This window comes from Terrabacter terrae, from assembly GCF_039529575.1.
Lineage (GTDB): Bacteria > Actinomycetota > Actinomycetes > Actinomycetales > Dermatophilaceae > Terrabacter > Terrabacter terrae.
The window spans coordinates 1,094,711-1,110,042 of record NZ_BAAANB010000021.1 but is presented as its reverse complement, the minus strand read 5'-3'; the positions used below and the strand labels follow the sequence as shown (position 1 = coordinate 1,110,042).

At 71.9% G+C, this 15,332-nt stretch carries 12 protein-coding genes and 1 pseudogene; 5 read left to right on the top strand and 8 right to left on the bottom strand.

The annotated features are described in order from the left end of the window. Positions 1-46 precede the first annotated feature (46 nt). Positions 47-916, top strand: coding sequence for a tyrosine-protein phosphatase (locus tag ABD194_RS15245; RefSeq protein ID WP_343992854.1), 870 nt, complete (start codon positions 47-49; stop codon positions 914-916). Positions 917-938: 22 nt separating this feature from the next. On the opposite strand, the gene ABD194_RS15240 is transcribed toward ABD194_RS15245, so the two are convergent. Both ABD194_RS15240 and lepA read right to left on the bottom strand, forming a co-directional pair. Beyond that, positions 939-1,205: a VOC family protein gene (locus ABD194_RS15240; protein WP_343992852.1), complete on the bottom strand. Its 267-nt coding sequence runs from the start codon at positions 1,203-1,205 to the stop codon at positions 939-941. 110 nt (positions 1,206-1,315) lie between these two features. Further along, positions 1,316-3,160, bottom strand: coding sequence for a translation elongation factor 4 (gene lepA, locus ABD194_RS15235; RefSeq protein ID WP_343992850.1), 1,845 nt, complete (start codon positions 3,158-3,160; stop codon positions 1,316-1,318). Between the two features lie 223 nt (positions 3,161-3,383). Here lepA and ABD194_RS15230 point away from each other — a divergent pair, with 223 nt between their 5' ends. Further along, complete coding sequence (locus tag ABD194_RS15230; RefSeq protein WP_343992848.1) at positions 3,384-4,424, top strand: M48 family metallopeptidase; 1,041 nt, start codon at positions 3,384-3,386, stop codon at positions 4,422-4,424. A 6-nt stretch (positions 4,425-4,430) separates the two neighbouring features. Here the strand turns inward: ABD194_RS15230 and ABD194_RS15225 are convergent, their stop codons facing one another. Beyond that, a complete protein-coding gene (locus ABD194_RS15225) occupies positions 4,431-5,669 on the bottom strand; it encodes an MFS transporter (protein ID WP_343992846.1) in 1,239 nt (412 codons plus the stop codon). Between the two features lie 138 nt (positions 5,670-5,807). Between ABD194_RS15225 and ABD194_RS15220 the strand changes: the two genes are divergently transcribed. After that, on the top strand, positions 5,808-6,341 hold the full coding sequence (locus tag ABD194_RS15220; RefSeq protein ID WP_343992844.1) for a type II toxin-antitoxin system PemK/MazF family toxin: 534 nt from the start codon (positions 5,808-5,810) through the stop codon (positions 6,339-6,341). A gap of 55 nt (positions 6,342-6,396) precedes the next feature. Here ABD194_RS15220 and rpsT read toward each other — a convergent pair whose 3' ends face one another. From rpsT to ABD194_RS15205, 3 genes are all read right to left on the bottom strand, one after another. Next, the gene (rpsT, locus tag ABD194_RS15215; RefSeq protein WP_343992842.1) at positions 6,397-6,657 is read right to left on the bottom strand and encodes a 30S ribosomal protein S20; all 261 of its coding nucleotides are present in this window, start codon (positions 6,655-6,657) and stop codon (positions 6,397-6,399) included. Positions 6,658-6,862: 205 nt separating this feature from the next. Further along, entirely contained in the window at positions 6,863-7,822 is a 960-nt protein-coding gene (gene holA / locus ABD194_RS15210; RefSeq protein WP_343992840.1) for a DNA polymerase III subunit delta, read from the bottom strand. Positions 7,823-7,876: 54 nt separating this feature from the next. Then, positions 7,877-10,117 carry an ATP-dependent DNA helicase gene (locus tag ABD194_RS15205; RefSeq protein WP_343992838.1) on the bottom strand — a complete coding sequence of 747 codons (2,241 nt, stop codon included), beginning with the start codon at positions 10,115-10,117 and terminating at the stop codon, positions 7,877-7,879. A 207-nt stretch (positions 10,118-10,324) separates the two neighbouring features. Here ABD194_RS15205 and ABD194_RS15200 point away from each other — a divergent pair, with 207 nt between their 5' ends. After that, the gene (locus ABD194_RS15200) at positions 10,325-12,028 is read left to right on the top strand and encodes a formate--tetrahydrofolate ligase (RefSeq protein WP_343992836.1); all 1,704 of its coding nucleotides are present in this window, start codon (positions 10,325-10,327) and stop codon (positions 12,026-12,028) included. An 89-nt stretch (positions 12,029-12,117) separates the two neighbouring features. On the opposite strand, the gene ABD194_RS15195 is transcribed toward ABD194_RS15200, so the two are convergent. Further along, complete coding sequence (locus ABD194_RS15195; RefSeq protein WP_343992834.1) at positions 12,118-13,224, bottom strand: GNAT family N-acetyltransferase; 1,107 nt, start codon at positions 13,222-13,224, stop codon at positions 12,118-12,120. A 128-nt stretch (positions 13,225-13,352) separates the two neighbouring features. On the opposite strand from ABD194_RS15195, the gene ABD194_RS15190 reads away from it, so the two are divergent. Continuing rightward, entirely contained in the window at positions 13,353-13,703 is a 351-nt protein-coding gene (locus ABD194_RS15190; protein WP_343992832.1) for a hypothetical protein, read from the top strand. A gap of 50 nt (positions 13,704-13,753) precedes the next feature. Here ABD194_RS15190 and hflX read toward each other — a convergent pair. After that, a pseudogene (gene hflX, locus ABD194_RS15185) lies at positions 13,754-15,262 on the bottom strand (GTPase HflX). Between the last annotated feature and the right edge of the window lie 70 nt (positions 15,263-15,332).

Below are 15,332 nucleotides of genomic sequence, written 5' to 3'. Positions count from 1 at the left end.
TCGCACCGGTGCAACCGGTTATCCGCGGTCGCATTATGGTGCGAGGGTGTACCGCCCCAACTGGATCGAGCTCGACGGCGTCGTCAACATGCGTGACCTCGGGGGGATGGTGACCACCGACGGCGACACCGTCCGTCCGCGTCGGCTGCTTCGCTCGGACAACCTCCAGGACCTGACGCCCGAGTCGGTCGAGGTGCTGGTCTCACGTCTCGGCCTGCGCGACGTCGTGGACCTGCGCACGCATGTCGAGGTCGCCAAGGAGGGCGACGGCCCGCTGCGCGCTGTCGCGGGCGTACGCCACCACCACCACACGCTCTACCGCGAGGACAGCGCCGAGTCAGGCATCCCGGCCGCCGAGCGCGCCCTGCCGTGGGAGACCGACGAGCGCCGCCACGCCGCCACGGGTGCCGCCACAGTCGCCTCCGAAGTCTCTCCGGAGCCGCCCAGCGAGCCCGAGCAGCGCCGCAGCCCCGGGCAGAGCCACGACGAGTTCTGGTCGGAGCACTACCTCAGCTACCTCGCCAGCCGCCCCGACTCGGTGGTCGCCGCCCTGCACGCCATCGCCTCGAGCGACGGCGCGGTCGTGGTCCACTGCGCGGCCGGCAAGGACCGGACCGGGACCGTCGTGGGCCTTGCGCTCAAGGCCGTCGGCGTTCCCGACGACCTCGTCATCGCGGACTACGCGGCGTCGGCCGAGCGCGTCGCGGCCATCATGGACCGGCTGCGGGTCAAGCCGGCGTACGCCGCCAACCTGCGCGACAAGACCGTGGCGCAGCAGTCGCCCACGACCGACACGATGCGCCTGCTGCTCACCACCCTCGACGAGCGCTACGGCGGAGCGCTCGGCTGGCTCGACACGCAGGGCTGGACGCCGTCGGACACCGAGCGCCTGCGCCGGAAGCTCCTCGACGACTGAGCGCTCCTCGCCGGGGCACGGGTCAGCCGGCGTACGTTCCGAAGCTCCGGCTCGTGCCCTCGGGGTCCGCCACGGAGAACCCGCGGGAGCCGTAGTCGGTCTCCTCAAGCGGCCGAAGCACCCGCGCTTCGAGGCTCTGGGCACGCTGCCACACCGCGTCGGGATCGTCGGTCACGACGTAGACCGTGCCCGCTCCCGGAGGCGACACGAAGGTCCGGTCGACCTTCGCGCGGCTGCTCACCATGACACGGCCGCCGAACCGCTCGGCCCAGCAGTCAGTGGTGTGCAACCGCTCCTGGAGCCGACCGGCCCCCTCGCCGGCGACGACCGAGCCGTATGCCGTGGGCCGGCGGCGGGGGTCGGTGACGGTGCCGGACGGCGGAGCGTCCCCTCGACGGGCTACTTCTTGGTCTTGGCCTGGTCGGCGTCGCTGGAGAGGGCGGCCACGAACGCCTCCTGCGGCACCTCGACCCGACCGACCATCTTCATGCGCTTCTTGCCCTCCTTCTGCTTCTCGAGGAGCTTGCGCTTGCGGCTGATGTCACCGCCGTAGCACTTGGCGAGCACGTCCTTGCGGATGGCGCGGATGTTCTCGCGGGCGATGATGCGCGAGCCGATGGCGGCCTGGATGGGCACCTCGAACTGCTGACGCGGGATGAGGTCCTTGAGCTTGCCGGCCATCATCACGCCGTACGCGTACGCCTTGTCCTTGTGCACGATGGCGCTGAAGGCGTCGACGGACTCGCCCTGCAGCAGGATCTGCACCTTCACGAGGTCGGCGACCTGGTCGCCGTCGGGCTCGTAGTCGAGCGAGGCGTAGCCGCGGGTGCGTGACTTGAGCTGGTCGAAGAAGTCGAAGACGATCTCGGCGAGCGGGAGGGTGTAGCGCATCTCGACGCGGTCCTCGGAGAGGTAGTCCATGCCGCGCAGGTTGCCGCGCTTCTGCTGGCACAGCTCCATGATGGCGCCGACGAAGTCGCTGGGAGCGAGGATGGTCGCACGCACGATCGGCTCGCTCACCTCGGAGATCTTGCCCTCGGGGAACTCGCTCGGGTTGGTCACGTGGATCTGCTTGCCGTCATCCATGGTGACGTCGTAGACGACGTTGGGCTGCGTCGAGATGAGGTCGAGGCCGAACTCGCGCTCGAGCCGCTCACGGACGATCTCGAGGTGGAGCAGTCCGAGGAAGCCGCACCGGAAGCCGAAGCCGAGGGCCGCCGACGTCTCGGGCTCGTAGACGAGCGCGGCGTCGTTGAGCTTGAGCTTGTCGAGCGCCTCGCGCAGGTCGGGGTAGTCCGACCCGTCGATGGGATAGAGCCCCGAGAAGACCATCGGCTTGGGGTCACGGTAGCCGCCGAGGCTCTGCGTCGCCGGCTTGCCCGCGTTGGTGACGGTGTCACCGACGCGCGACTGGCGCACGTCCTTCACGCCGGTGATGAGGTAGCCGACCTCGCCGACGCCGAGCCCCTTGCCCGGGACCGGCTCGGGGCTGATGACGCCGATCTCGAGCAGCTCGTGCGTGGCCCTCGTCGACATCATGACGATGCGCTCGCGCGGGTTGAGGTTGCCGTCGACCACCCGGACGTAGGTGACCACGCCGCGGTAGGTGTCGTAGACGGAGTCGAAGATCATGGCCCGGGCCGGGGCGTCGGCGTCGCCCGTCGGGGCGGGCAGCTGCCGCACGATCTGGTCGAGCAGCGGCTCCACGCCCTCGCCGGTCTTGCCGGAGACGCGGAGGCAGTCCTCGGGCTCGCCGCCGATCAGCTTGGCCAGCTCCTCGGCGTACTTCTCCGGCTGGGCCGCCGGCAGGTCGATCTTGTTGAGCACCGGGATGATCGTGAGGTCGTTCTCCATCGCCAGGTAGAGGTTCGCGAGGGTCTGCGCCTCGATCCCCTGGGCCGCGTCGACGAGGAGGACCGCGCCCTCGCAGGCCGCCAGGGACCGGGAGACCTCGTAGGTGAAGTCGACGTGTCCCGGCGTGTCGATCATGTTGAGCGCGTACGTCGTCCCGTCGAGCTCCCACGGCATGCGCACGGCCTGGCTCTTGATGGTGATGCCGCGCTCGCGCTCGATGTCCATGCGGTCGAGGTACTGCGCCCGCATAGCGCGTGCGTCGACGACACCCGTCAGCTGCAGCATCCGGTCGGCGAGCGTCGACTTGCCGTGGTCGATGTGCGCGATGATGCAGAAGTTGCGGATCAGGTCCGGCGGCGTTGCGTTGGGAGCCAACGCGGAGCGGGCCATGGGCGACACGTGGGACGAACCTCGCAGAGTCAGGTGACGGGAACGGTGCTGGGGTGGAGCCGGGTCGTGCTGATCGTGCTCGGCCGGGCTTCCGACGCTCGCGCGACGGGGCCGCCCGCAGCCAGCACAGTCTCCCATGCTTTGCCGGGCCGGTGCTCACCCCTGCGCCTTCCGTCGCAGTGGCTCCCCTGCTGCCGGCTGCCGGTGACCCACAATGGCGGGCATGCGCGCCGAACCCATGCAAGTCCTGCCCCTGGCTCCGGGTGCACAGGTGCCGATGCGTCGCTACGTCCGGCACCCGCGGGAGATCCTGGCGCTCGTCGTGGCGGTCCTCGCCTCCCTGCTGCTGCTCGCGCTCGCCGTCACCGAGCTGGTCTCCGCCGTCCAGGAGCAGCGCGACCCCGACGTCTACGCGCTGGCCCTGGTCTTCGCCCCGCTGCTCGTCTGGTTCGGGCGCGGACAGCTGTGGGCCCAGCAGCGGCTGAGCGGCGTCAAGCTGAGCCCCGGGCAGTTCCCCGAGGCGTATGCGATGCTCGTCGACGCGGCGGCCCGGTCCGGTCTCTCCTACGTGCCGGACGCGTACGTCGTGCTCGGCAACGGGGTCATCAACGCCGCGGCCTCCGGGCACGGCTTCCGACGCTTCGTGTTCGTCAACAGCGACCTGCTCGAGGTGGGCGGCGCGGCGCGGGAGCCGGAGGCCCTGCGCTTCGTCATCGCGCACGAGGTCGGCCACATCGCCGCGGGGCACACCAGCTACTGGCGCATTCTCGGAGCCTTCGCCTCGCAGTGGCTCCCGTTCGTCGGCTCGACCCTCAGCCGCGCCCAGGAGTACACCGCCGACAACTACGGGCACGCGCTCGCTCCCGAGGGCGCCCGCTCGGCCATGGCCACGCTGGCCGGGGGCAAGTACCTCGGCCGCTCCGTCGACGTCGACGCCATGGCGGACCGGGCCGTCACCGAGCCGGGCTTCTTCGTGTGGCTCACCAATGCAGCAGCGAGCCACCCGGTCCTGCTCTGGCGCACCCACGCCCTGCGTGACCGGCGTCGTCCCGGGCGGCTGCTCTGGAGGCCGCGGGAGCCGTGGCAGTGGGGCACGCCGGCAGCGCCCGACGCGTACGCCCTTCCCGCGATGGTCGGCTTCCAGCCCACCCCGCTCCCCCAGCCGGCGGCACCTTCGGTGCCCGCGGTGCCCGAGGCCGCGCCCGCACCGGTGGTCGCCGTCGTGGCCCCGACCGACTCGGGTGTGCGGTCGCTCCCCGACTGAGCGCGCTCAGGCGGTGCTGGCGGAGGCTGCGTCGGCGGTCGGTTGCGGCGATCCGTTCCCCTGCGCGAGCGCCCGGTGCGACCGGCGTTCGAGCCCGGCGGACAGCACCGCCACACCGACGCCGAGCACGGCCAGACCGGCGCCGACGAGGCTCGGTGCCCCGTAGCCCCAACCGGCGGCGAGGACGACCGAGCCCAGCCACGCGCCGAGGGCGTTGGCCGTGTTGAGCGTCGAGTGGTTGAGCGCGGCAGCGAGGGACTGACCCTCGTGCGCCACGTCCATCAGGCGGGTCTGCAGCAGCGGCACGACGATCGAGGGCAACAGCCCCAGCACGAACACCATGGCGACGCCGAGCCACAGCAGGTGCACCGCCCAGCCGAAGACGGCGAGCAGGGCCGCAATGGCCCCCAAGGCGGCGATGATCCCCTTGAGGACGCCGACCCGGTTGGCGACCCGTCCGCTCAGCACCATGCCGGTGACCATCCCGATGCCGTATGCCGCGAGCACCCACGGGATGTAGCGCTCGTCCAGCCCGGCGAGCTCCGTCATCGTCGGCGTGATGAACGAGTACATCGCGAACATGCCGCCGAAGCCCACCACCCCGATGAGCAGCGCCAGCCACACCTGGCCACGGCGCAGCGCCCGCATCTCGGCGCGCATGGACTCGTCACCGCTGGAGGGCTGGTGCGGCAGGAAGACCCCGATGGCCACGACGGTCAGCGCCGCGACGGTCCCGACGAGCAGGTAGGGCAGGTGCCAGGAGAAGCGCTGGCCGAGCAGGGTCGCGACCGGCACACCCACGACGTTGGCGACACCGAGGCCGCCGAGGATCGCTGCGACGGCGGCGGTCCGCCGCTCGTGCGACACGAGGGAGGCCGCGACCACCGACCCGATCCCGAAGAAGGCGCCGTGCGGCAGTCCCGCGAGGAACCGGGCCGCCATGACGGTCGGGTAGCTGTCGGCGGCGACGATCCCGAGGTGCGCCACGGCGAAGAAGGCCATGAGCCCCATGAGCAGCCCCTTGCGCGGCGCCTTGGCGGCGGCCACCGCGATGACCGGCGCACCGACGACCACGCCCAGCGCGTACGCGGACACGTAGTGTCCCGAGGTCGCGATGTCCACCCCCGTGCCTCTGGCGATCTGCGGCAGCAGGCCCATGGTCACGAACTCCGTCGTGCCGATGGCGAATCCACCGACCGCGATCGCGAGGAGGGCGAGGGCGGTGCGGCGTCGTGCGGGGCTCACAAGGGTTCTCCGGGTTCGGTCGTCGGTCTGCGCCGCCACGCGGGATGCGCGGGCTGTGGCGGTGCGGCAGGGCTCGGATCGCCGTCGACCCGTTCTCGGACTCCAACCGTAACGACGGCGCCCACTACGGTGATTCCCGTGTCCAGCACCCTCGAGAACCTCCTCGGCCGCCTGCGCGGCATCGTCCGCCGCTCGGCGCCTGCCCGCACGCGCACGACCTCAGCCCACCCCGGCCCGGCGTCTCTGCGCACGATCCCCACGACCTCCTACCCGGGTGACGCGACGCGACTGCCCGACACGACGTACGCACCTCGGCAGGACGGCCGTCCCGACCCCGGGGAGATCGTGTGGACCTGGGTGCCCTTCGAGGAGGACCACAGCCAGGGCAAGGACCGTCCCGTCCTCGTCATCGGCCACGAGGGCCGGTGGCTGGTGGCCCTTGCCCTGACCAGCAAGGACCACGACCGCGACGAGCAGCAGGAACGGCGCTCCGGGCGCGAGTGGGTCGACATCGGCACCGGCGCCTGGGATCCGCGGGGACGTCCGAGCGAGGTCCGGGTGAACCGCCTCGTGCGGGTCGACCCCGACGGGGTGCGGCGCGAGGGGGCGGTACTGCCGCGTGACCGATACGAGGAGGTCGTCGCCGCGGCGCGCGCCCTGCAGCGCGGATGACGCAGAACGGGCCCGTCACCATGCGGTGACGGGCCCGGTCAGGAAAGCGTGTGCCTCAGAGCGACGCGACCCTCTTGGCCAGCGCCGACTTCTTGTTGGCCGCCTGGTTCTGGTGGATGACACCCTTCGAGACGGCCTTGTCGAGCTTCTTCGAGGCGTTCTTGAGGGCCTCGGCAGCAGCGTCCTTGTCGCCGGCGTCGGCGGCCACGCGGACCTTGCGGACCCAGGTGCGAAGCTCGCTCTTGACGGCCTTGTTGCGCTCGGTGCGCGTGCGGTTCGTCTTGATGCGCTTGAGCTGCGACTTGATGTTTGCCACGTTGATGGTTTCTTTCGTTCGGTCGGATGGTTGCCGTTAGAGGGCGGCAAAGCTGCTCGGGACCGGGCGTGGGGACACCCTGCGTGAGCAGCTCTGGGTGGAGCATGCATGCGCGCACGACCTGGGCGCGCACGCGACGGTCAAAGTTACCAGCGGCGTCGCCGCTCGACCAAACCGGCGGCATGCCGTCCCTACAGGTTGCAGGTCAGTGGCCGGCGCGGGCCCGCGCGATGGTCAGGATGGCCCGCTCGACGGCATACACGGGGTCACGCCCGCCTCCCTTGACCTCGAAGTCGGCGGCGGCGACGGCCTGCACGGCCTCGGCGAGGCCGTCGGCGCTCCAGTGGGTGACGGCTCGGCGTGCCTTGTCGATCTGCCAGGGCGCCATGCCGAGGCTCTTGGCGAGCTGCGCCGAGCTGCCGCGACCGGCCGCGCCGACCTTGATGAGCTGGCGCAGCTGCGAGGCCAGGACGGCGACGATCGGCACCGGGTCGACGCCGGTGGCGATGGCGTGGCGCAGCAGGCGCAGGGCCTCGCCCGACTGACCGGCGACGGTGGCGTCGGCCACCCGGAAGCCCGTCGCCTCGACCTTGCCGCCGTGGTAGGTGTCGACGACGGCGTCGTCGACGGCGCCCTCGGTGTCGGAGATGAGCTGGGAGCACGCCGCGGCGAGCTCGCGCACGTCCTTGCCGACCGCCTCGATGAGGGCACGCACGCCCTCGCTCGTGATCTTGCGCCGCGCCGCCGCGAACTCCTTGAGCACGAAGTCGGTCTTGTCGCGGTCGGTCTTGATCGCCGGGCACTCGATGACGCGGGCGCCGGCCTTGCGCATCGTGTCGAGGACCTTCTTGCCCTTCACACCGCCGCCGTGGCCGACCACGAGGCCGAGGTCGGGGTCCGGCGTGGCGAGCAGCGAGAGCAGGTCCAGCTGCAGGTCGTCGGGCGACTCGTGGAGGTCGCGCACGACGATCGTCTTGGCGCCACCGAAGAGGGACGGGCTGGCGTGCATCTGCAGGGCGCCCGACTCGTACGTCGCAGGGTCGATGCGGATGACTTCCACGTCGCTCCCCTGCGCGGCAGCCAGGACGCCCGCGACCGCCCGCTCGACGAGGATGCCCTCCGGTCCGGTCACGAGGACGAAGGGAGGCGCGGCCGGGTCGGTCATGGAGGCAACTGTGCCATGCGATGCAGACACTCCGACGCGGTCGACACCGGGCCCTCAGTCGAAGAGCGCGCCCGACGCGATGCGCAGGCCCAGCTGCTGGACGCGCGACGCGATGACCTGCTCCGGAAGCTCGAAGTGGTCGACGAGCTCCTCGAGCTGCATGCCCGACTCGGCGGCGTCGCGCAGCTCCTCGTCCTGCTCGTCGGTCCAGGCGTGCCCGGACGTGACGGCGCTGCGCGAGGACGCCGGGGCCGGGGGGTCCACGGCGACCGGTCGGGGGTGCTCCGTGCCGTCGGCCTCGGTCCTGGCGCCGGTGAGCGACCGCAGCGCCGGCTCCTCGACCTCCACCGGCGGGGGCGCCATGGCGTCGAGCCGGGCCAGTGCCGCCAGCACCATCTTCTTGTCGGTCGTCGGGTAGAAGGGCGGCAGCGAGCGCTGGAGGAAGCCGGCATACCTCGCCGTCATCATCCGGGAGTCGAGGAAGGCCACGACCCCGCGGTCGTCACCGCGCCGCACCAGGCGGCCGGCGCCCTGCGCGAGGCGCAGCGCCGCGTGCGTGGCCGAGACGGCCATGAAGCCGTTGCCGCCCATCCTGGCGATCGCCTGGGACCGCGCCGACGCCAGCGGGTCGTCTGGCCGCGGGAAGGGGATGCGGTCGATGATGACGAGCTGGCACGACGAGCCGGGCACGTCGACGCCCTGCCAGAGGGTGAGAGTGCCGAAGAGGCAGGTGCGGGGGTCTCGGGCGAACTGCCGCACGAGGGTCGTGATCTGGTCCTCACCCTGGCACAGCACCGGGATGTCGTCCCCAAAGCGGGCGCGCATGATCTCCGCCGCCGTCTGAGCGGCGCGCATCGAGGAGAAGAGCCCGAGGGCCCGGCCCCCGGCTGCGCGGACGAGCTGCTCGATCTCGTCGAGCGTGTCGTCGCCGGCGCCGTCGCGCCCCGGCGGGGGCAGGTGGGCGGCGACGTAGGCGATGGCCTGCTTGGGGTAGTCGAAGGGGCTGCCGACGTCGAGGCCCTGCCACTTCGGCGCACCCTCGCCCCGCAAGCCGATGGTGCCGGCGACCGAGTCGAAGGTGCCGCCGAGCTCGAGCGTCGCGGAGGTCAGGACGACCGTGCGCTCGTCGAACACCTTGTCGCGCACGAGCATCGCCACGCTCATCGGCGCCACTCGCAGGACGGGGCCACGACGCTGGTCGCGGCTCAGCCACACGACGTCGAGCTCACGCTCCTCGAGGATGCGCTCGGTGTTCTCGTGGATCTCATCGACGGCGGCGCGGGCCACCTGACGTGCGCCGTCGGCCTCCTGGCCCGGCGGCGGCTTCAGGTCGCTCTGCACGGCGCGTGCCGTGTCACGGATGCGGGCCAGGGCCAGCCCCACGGAGTCGGGGATGCCGAGCATCCGGCCCTCCTCGAGGGGCTCGAGCGCCTGCGCCAGCATCGCTCCTGCCTCGTCGAGGGGCGCGGTGTTCTCCGACATCCGGCCGGCCTTCTTGGCAGCGCTCATCACCATGGTGCCGGTCAGCTCGTCGGTGATGGTGGCGGTCACGCGGTCGACGAGCTCGTGCGCCTCGTCGACGACGAGCACGTCGTGCTCGGGCAGCATCTGGCGGCCCTCGAACGAGTCGATGGCCATGAACGAGTGGTTCGTGACGATGACGTCGACGTCCTTGGCGGCCTCGCGGGCGCGCTCGACGAAGCACTCCGCCACGAGGGGGCACTTGCCGCCCATGCACTCGTGCGCCGAGACGGAGACCTGTCGCCACGCGCGCTCCGACACGCCGGGGACGAGCTCGTCCCGGTCGCCCGAGTCGGTGCTGGACGCCCACTCGCGCAGCCGCAGCACCTCCTGGCCCAGGCGCCCGACCGAGGCATCGACCTGGCCGACGGAGAGCAGGCCGTCGTCGTCGTCCGGGATGCCGCCCTCGAGCTTGTTGAGGCAGACGTAGTTGCGCCGGCCCTTGACGAGCGCATACGTCGGTCGTCGCCCCAGGACCGGCGCGAGGGCATCGGCCACACGGGGCATGTCGCGGTCGACGATCTGCGCCTGCAGGGCGAGCGTCGCGGTCGCGACGACGGCGGGCTTGCCGGCCTCGAAGGCGTGTGCGACGGCGGGGACGAGGTAGGCGAGCGACTTGCCGGTGCCGGTGCCGGCCTGCACGAGCAGGTGCTCCCCCTCGTCGATCGCGTGCGCGACCGCGTGCGCCATCTGGACCTGGCCGGGACGCGTGGCGCCCCTGACCCCCGACACCGCGGCGTTGAGGAGGTCGTCGAGCGCGGGTCGCTTGGCCATTGGGCCAGCGTATGCCGCCAGGCCGACCTCTCGTCGCACCCGTCCCCCGCCCGCGACAGGCTCCTCGGAACGACCTGGCGAGGTCGTCCGTCCTTCCGGGGCGGCGGCCCGAGCGCCGCGCCCCGGCCGATCTGCGACGAATGTCACCGAAGGGTGTTCTGGCGGTTGCGGTCGCGAGGTCACCGGTGCGGAGGTTTCATCGGTGGCATGAGCACCTCCCTGCCGACCGACCTCGAGATCGCCCGGTCCGCGACCCTGCGCCCGCTCCCCGAGGTGGCGGCCGACCTGTCCGTGTCGTCGGAACATCTCGAGCCGTACGGCCGGGACGTCGCCAAGATCGACCTCGCGGTCCTCGACGGGTCGGCGGGCCCATCGAGCGGCAAGTACGTCGTCGTCACCGCCGTGACGCCGACCCCGCTCGGCGAGGGCAAGACGACCACCGCAGTGGGGCTGGCGCAGGCGCTGCAGCGCCTCGGCAGGCGAGCCGTGGTCGCGCTGCGCCAGCCGTCGATGGGCCCCACCTTCGGGATCAAGGGTGGCGCCGCGGGCGGCGGCTACAGCCAGGTCGTCCCGATGGAGCGGCTCAACCTGCACCTGACCGGGGACTTCCACGCCGTGACGGCCGCGCACAACCTGTTGGCCGCGATGGTCGACAACCACCTGCACCACGGCAACGCGCTCGGGATCGACCTCCGCAACATCACCTGGCGGCGGGTCCTCGACGTCAACGACCGGTCGCTGCGCAACATCGTCGTCGGGCTGGGAGCCCGACAGGACGGCGTGACCCGGGAGACCGGGTTCGACATCACGGCCGCCAGCGAGGTGATGGTCCTGCTCACCCTGGCGACCTCCCTGCGCGACCTGCGCGAGCGCCTCGGGCGGATCGTCATCGGCTACACGACGCAGGGCCGGAGCGTCACCGCCGAGGACCTGCACGCGGCCGGGGCGATGGCGGCCCTCCTCGCCGACGCGCTCAAGCCGAACCTGCTCCAGACCCTCGAGGGCGGCCCCGCGATCATCCACTGCGGTCCCTTCGGCAACATCGCCACCGGCACCTCGTCGGTGACCGCCGACCTCATCGCCGTACGCGGCAGCGAGTACGCGATCACGGAGGCGGGTTTCGGCGCCGACATGGGCGCCGAACGCTTCTTCGACGTCAAGTGCCGGGTGAGCGGGCTCAAGCCCGACGTCGCCGTCATCGTGGCCACCGTGCGCGCCCTGAAGACCCACTCGGGGCGGTATGCCGTGACTGCCGGCAAGCCCCTGCCCACCGGGTTGTTCGAGGAGCGGCCGGAGGACGTGGAGGCCGGCCTGCCCAACCTGCGCAAGCACGTCGAGATCGTGAGGCGCTTCGGGGTGCAGCCGGTCGTCGCCGTCAACGCGTTCCCGCAGGACCACGACTCCGAGCACGCGGTGGTGCGCCGGTTCTGCAACCGGCTCGGGGTGCGGTCGGCGGTGACCCGCCACGTCGCGGAGGGCGGCGCCGGTGCCCTCGAGCTGGCCGAGGTCGTCGTGGAGGCCGCCCACGAGCCGAGCAGCTTCGAGTTCCTGTACCCCCTGGACCTGCCGCTGGAGCAGAAGATCGAGGCGATCGCCACGCAGGTCTACGGCGCCGACGGCGTCGACGTGAGCCCGGCGGCGGCGCGCGCCCTCGAGGACTACGAGCGGCTCGGCTACGGCGGCCTCCCCGTGGTGATCGCCAAGACGCACCTCTCGATCTCCTCGGACCCCACCCTGCGCGGGGCGCCGCGCGGCTGGCGGCTCCCCGTGCGCGAGGTGCGCGCTGCCGTCGGCGCCGGCTACGTCTACGCGATCTGCGGCGACATGCGCACCATGCCCGGCCTGTCGAGCTCGCCGAACGCCGAACGGGTCGACCTCGACGAGGACGGCTCCGTCACGGGCCTGTCCTGAGGCCGCACCGTCCGCCCGCCTTCGTCCGCCGGTCAGCGCCTGCCGACCGGCCGCCGGCGCCCACTCCCCGGCCGGCCGGCACCATCTGCTCAGCCCAGCAGCTGCCCGTCTACCCGGCGGGCCATCGCGACGTCGTCGCGGTAGTCGGTGGCGCTGAGCCGCAGACCGCGCGGCAGACGACCCACCTCGCTCCAGCCCGCCGTGGCGTAGAAGCTCCTGAGCCCCAGACCGCCCCGGTAGTCGAGCCGCAGCAGCTCGACGTGCGGCAGCTCCCGCCGGGCGATGCCGACCATGCCACCGAGAAGGATGCGCCCGAGGTTGCGGCGCTGCACCGAGGGGTCGACCATGAGCCGCTCGAGCCGGGCCACGTGCTCGTAGGGGAACCCGAACGAGTGCTGCCAGAAGCCGAGGCCCCGCAGGTGGCCGTCGGGGTGGCGGAGCACGCACAGCATCGAGCGCCCCTCGCGCGCGTCCTCGAGGTGCCGGTCGAGGACCGCGGCGACCGCGTGCCGGGAGGCCCCCGGCAGGAACCCGACCGAGCCACCGGAGTCGTTGACCTCCCGCCACAGCCCGAGCGCCGCCTCCTGCAGCTCCTCCCCCAGCATCGCCACGGGTACCGCCTCGACCCGCGGGGCCTCGAAGTAGGCCATGGGCTTGCCGTCCGGCTCGTCCCCCATCCGCCGCACGCCCACCTGCACCAGCCCCGCCGACGCGGCCGTGCGCAGCGACGCCGCGTTGACGTCGTCGACCATCGCGGTGACCAGGGACTGCGGGCGGTGCTCCACGGCCCATGCGACGAGAGCACGGGAGATCTCGCGGCCGAGCCCGCCACCGAGCCGGTCGTGGGCAAGCCGGTAGTAGAGGTTCAAGGCGCGATGGTCAGAGTCCTTGTGTCGCAGGCCCGCCCACCCGATGACCTGGCCGGACGCGCGGTCGAGGGCGGCGGCATACCCCACGTGGTCCTGCTCCCAGTCGATGAGGTCGTCCGAGAGTCGCTCGCGGCACCGCTCGGGGCTGGGCATGCTCGACGGCGCGTGGGCGTAGGTGCGTGGGTCGGTGTGCAACCGCACGTAGTCCTCGAGGTCTCCGGGCACGGGACGACGCAGCACGACGCGCTCGGTCGTCAGCCACACGTCGCCGGGCTCAGGGGCCTCACCCGGCTCATGCGGCTTGGTGTCGGTGTCGATCGCGCTCACGGCGCCATGCTCCTCGCGTGCATGCCCTCATCCTCGCCGAAGCCGCCGACGGTCCGCGCGCGGAGGCCTGCCGCGGCAGCAACGGTCCTACGATGGCGCTCTCACGGGCTCGGGGACAGGGGTCAGGCATGCGATCGGTTCGAGCAGCTGCGGTGTCCGTCGCGTGTGGCGCCGCTGTCGTCCTCGGCGGCTGCACCTCCGCGTCGGGTTCGCCTCCCGCCGGGACGAGCGCGGGCACGCCCGTCGAGCTGTCCACCCACTGCGGCATACGCTTCCTTCAGGTCGGTGACGACTGGTTCGAGCGCGTGGGCGGCCCGCTTGCCCGGGACGGCAACCCGCCGCCGGGCTGGGGCAACCCGACCCAGCCGGGCCGGGTCACCCGTGCCGGTCGGGACGCCGTCTTCACCGATGACGCGGGTCACCATGAGCTGTTCGGTCGGGTGTCGGCTCCACCGGCGTCAGCCACGGCCTGCGCCTGACGCCGACGACGGAGGACCCGTGCTCGGGCCCTCCGTCGCGGCTGGTCGGCTCAGCTGGCGACGACGACGTATGCCGCGAGGTCGGGCTCCAGGGTCGCCGTGACCTTCGCGCGCACCCGGGTGCCCTCCGCGACGTGCTCGCTCTCGAGGATCTCGCCCTCCTGGTGCAGCCGCGAGACGAGGTCGCCGCGGTCGTAGGGCACGAGCACCTCGACCTCGACGTCCGGCTTGGGCAGCTCCTCGTCGATGAGGGCGCGCAGCTCGTCGAGCCCTGCGCCCGTGCGCGCCGAGACCGTCACGCAGTGCTTCTCGTGGCGCCGGATCCGGTCGAGCACCTCCGGGTCGGCGATGTCCGCCTTGTTGACGACGATGATCTCCTTGATCTGGTCGCCGCCGACGTCGGCCAGCACCTCCCGCACGGCCGAGATCTGGCCCTCGGGGTCGGGGTGCGAGCCATCGACGACGTGCAGCAGCAGGTCGGAGTCGGAGACCTCCTCCAGCGTCGAGCGGAACGCCTCGACGAGCTGGTGCGGGAGGCTGCGCACGAACCCGACCGTGTCGGCCAGCGTGTAGACGCGGCCGTCGGCGGTCTCGGTGCGGCGCACCGTCGGGTCGAGGGTCGCGAACAGCTGGTTCTCGACCAGCACACCCGCACCGGTGAGGCGGTTGAGCAGCGAGCTCTTGCCGGCATTGGTGTAGCCGGCGATCGCCACGGAGGGGACGCCGCCGGCGTGACGGGAGTGCCGTCGGGTGTCGCGGCTCGTCTTCATGCCCTTGATGTCGCGGCGCAGCTTGGCGATCCGGGTGTTGATGCGACGGCGGTCGAGCTCGATCTTCGTCTCACCGGGACCACGCGAACCGATGCCCTCACCACCGGCGACACGACCACCGGCCTGCCGGGACATCGACTCACCCCAGCCACGCAGGCGCGGCAGGAGGTACTGGAGCTGGGCCAGCTCGACCTGGGCACGACCTTCGCGGCTCTTGGCGTGCTGGGCGAAGATGTCGAGGATCAGGGCGGTGCGGTCGATGACCTTCACCTTGACGACGTCCTCCAGTGCGCGGCGCTGGCTCGGGGCCAGCTCGCCGTCGCAGATCACGGTGTCGGCGCCCTCCCCGACGACGATGTCGCGCAGCTCGATGGCCTTGCCCTTGCCGAGCCAGGTGGCCGGGTCGGGGCGTTGACGACGCTAGATGACGCCCTCGAGTACGGTGGAACCGGCCGTCTCGGCCAGAGCAGCGAGCTCGCGGATGGAGTTCTCCGCGTCATCGGCCGTGCCGTCGGTCCAGACGCCGGCGAGCACGACGCGCTCGAGGCGCAGCTGGCGGTACTCGACCTCGGTGATGTCCTCGAGCTCGGTGGAGAGCCCGTGGACCCGGCGCAGCGCCGCACGCTCCTCGCGGTCGAGCTGCTCACCGTCGTAGAGGGGGACGGCGCCGTCCAGGTCTGGCCGGCCGTCGACCTCCGCAGCGAGCGCCTCGGCACGGGTGGCAAACAGGTCCTGCTCCCGCGTGGCGCGGGCGGACTCACTGGGGTGCTTGGTGTGGTTGCTGGTCATGTTCTCCTTATCGTTCCACTGGTGCAACGCCACGAGCCACTCGTTTGTGCCCACTGCCCGCATACCCGCA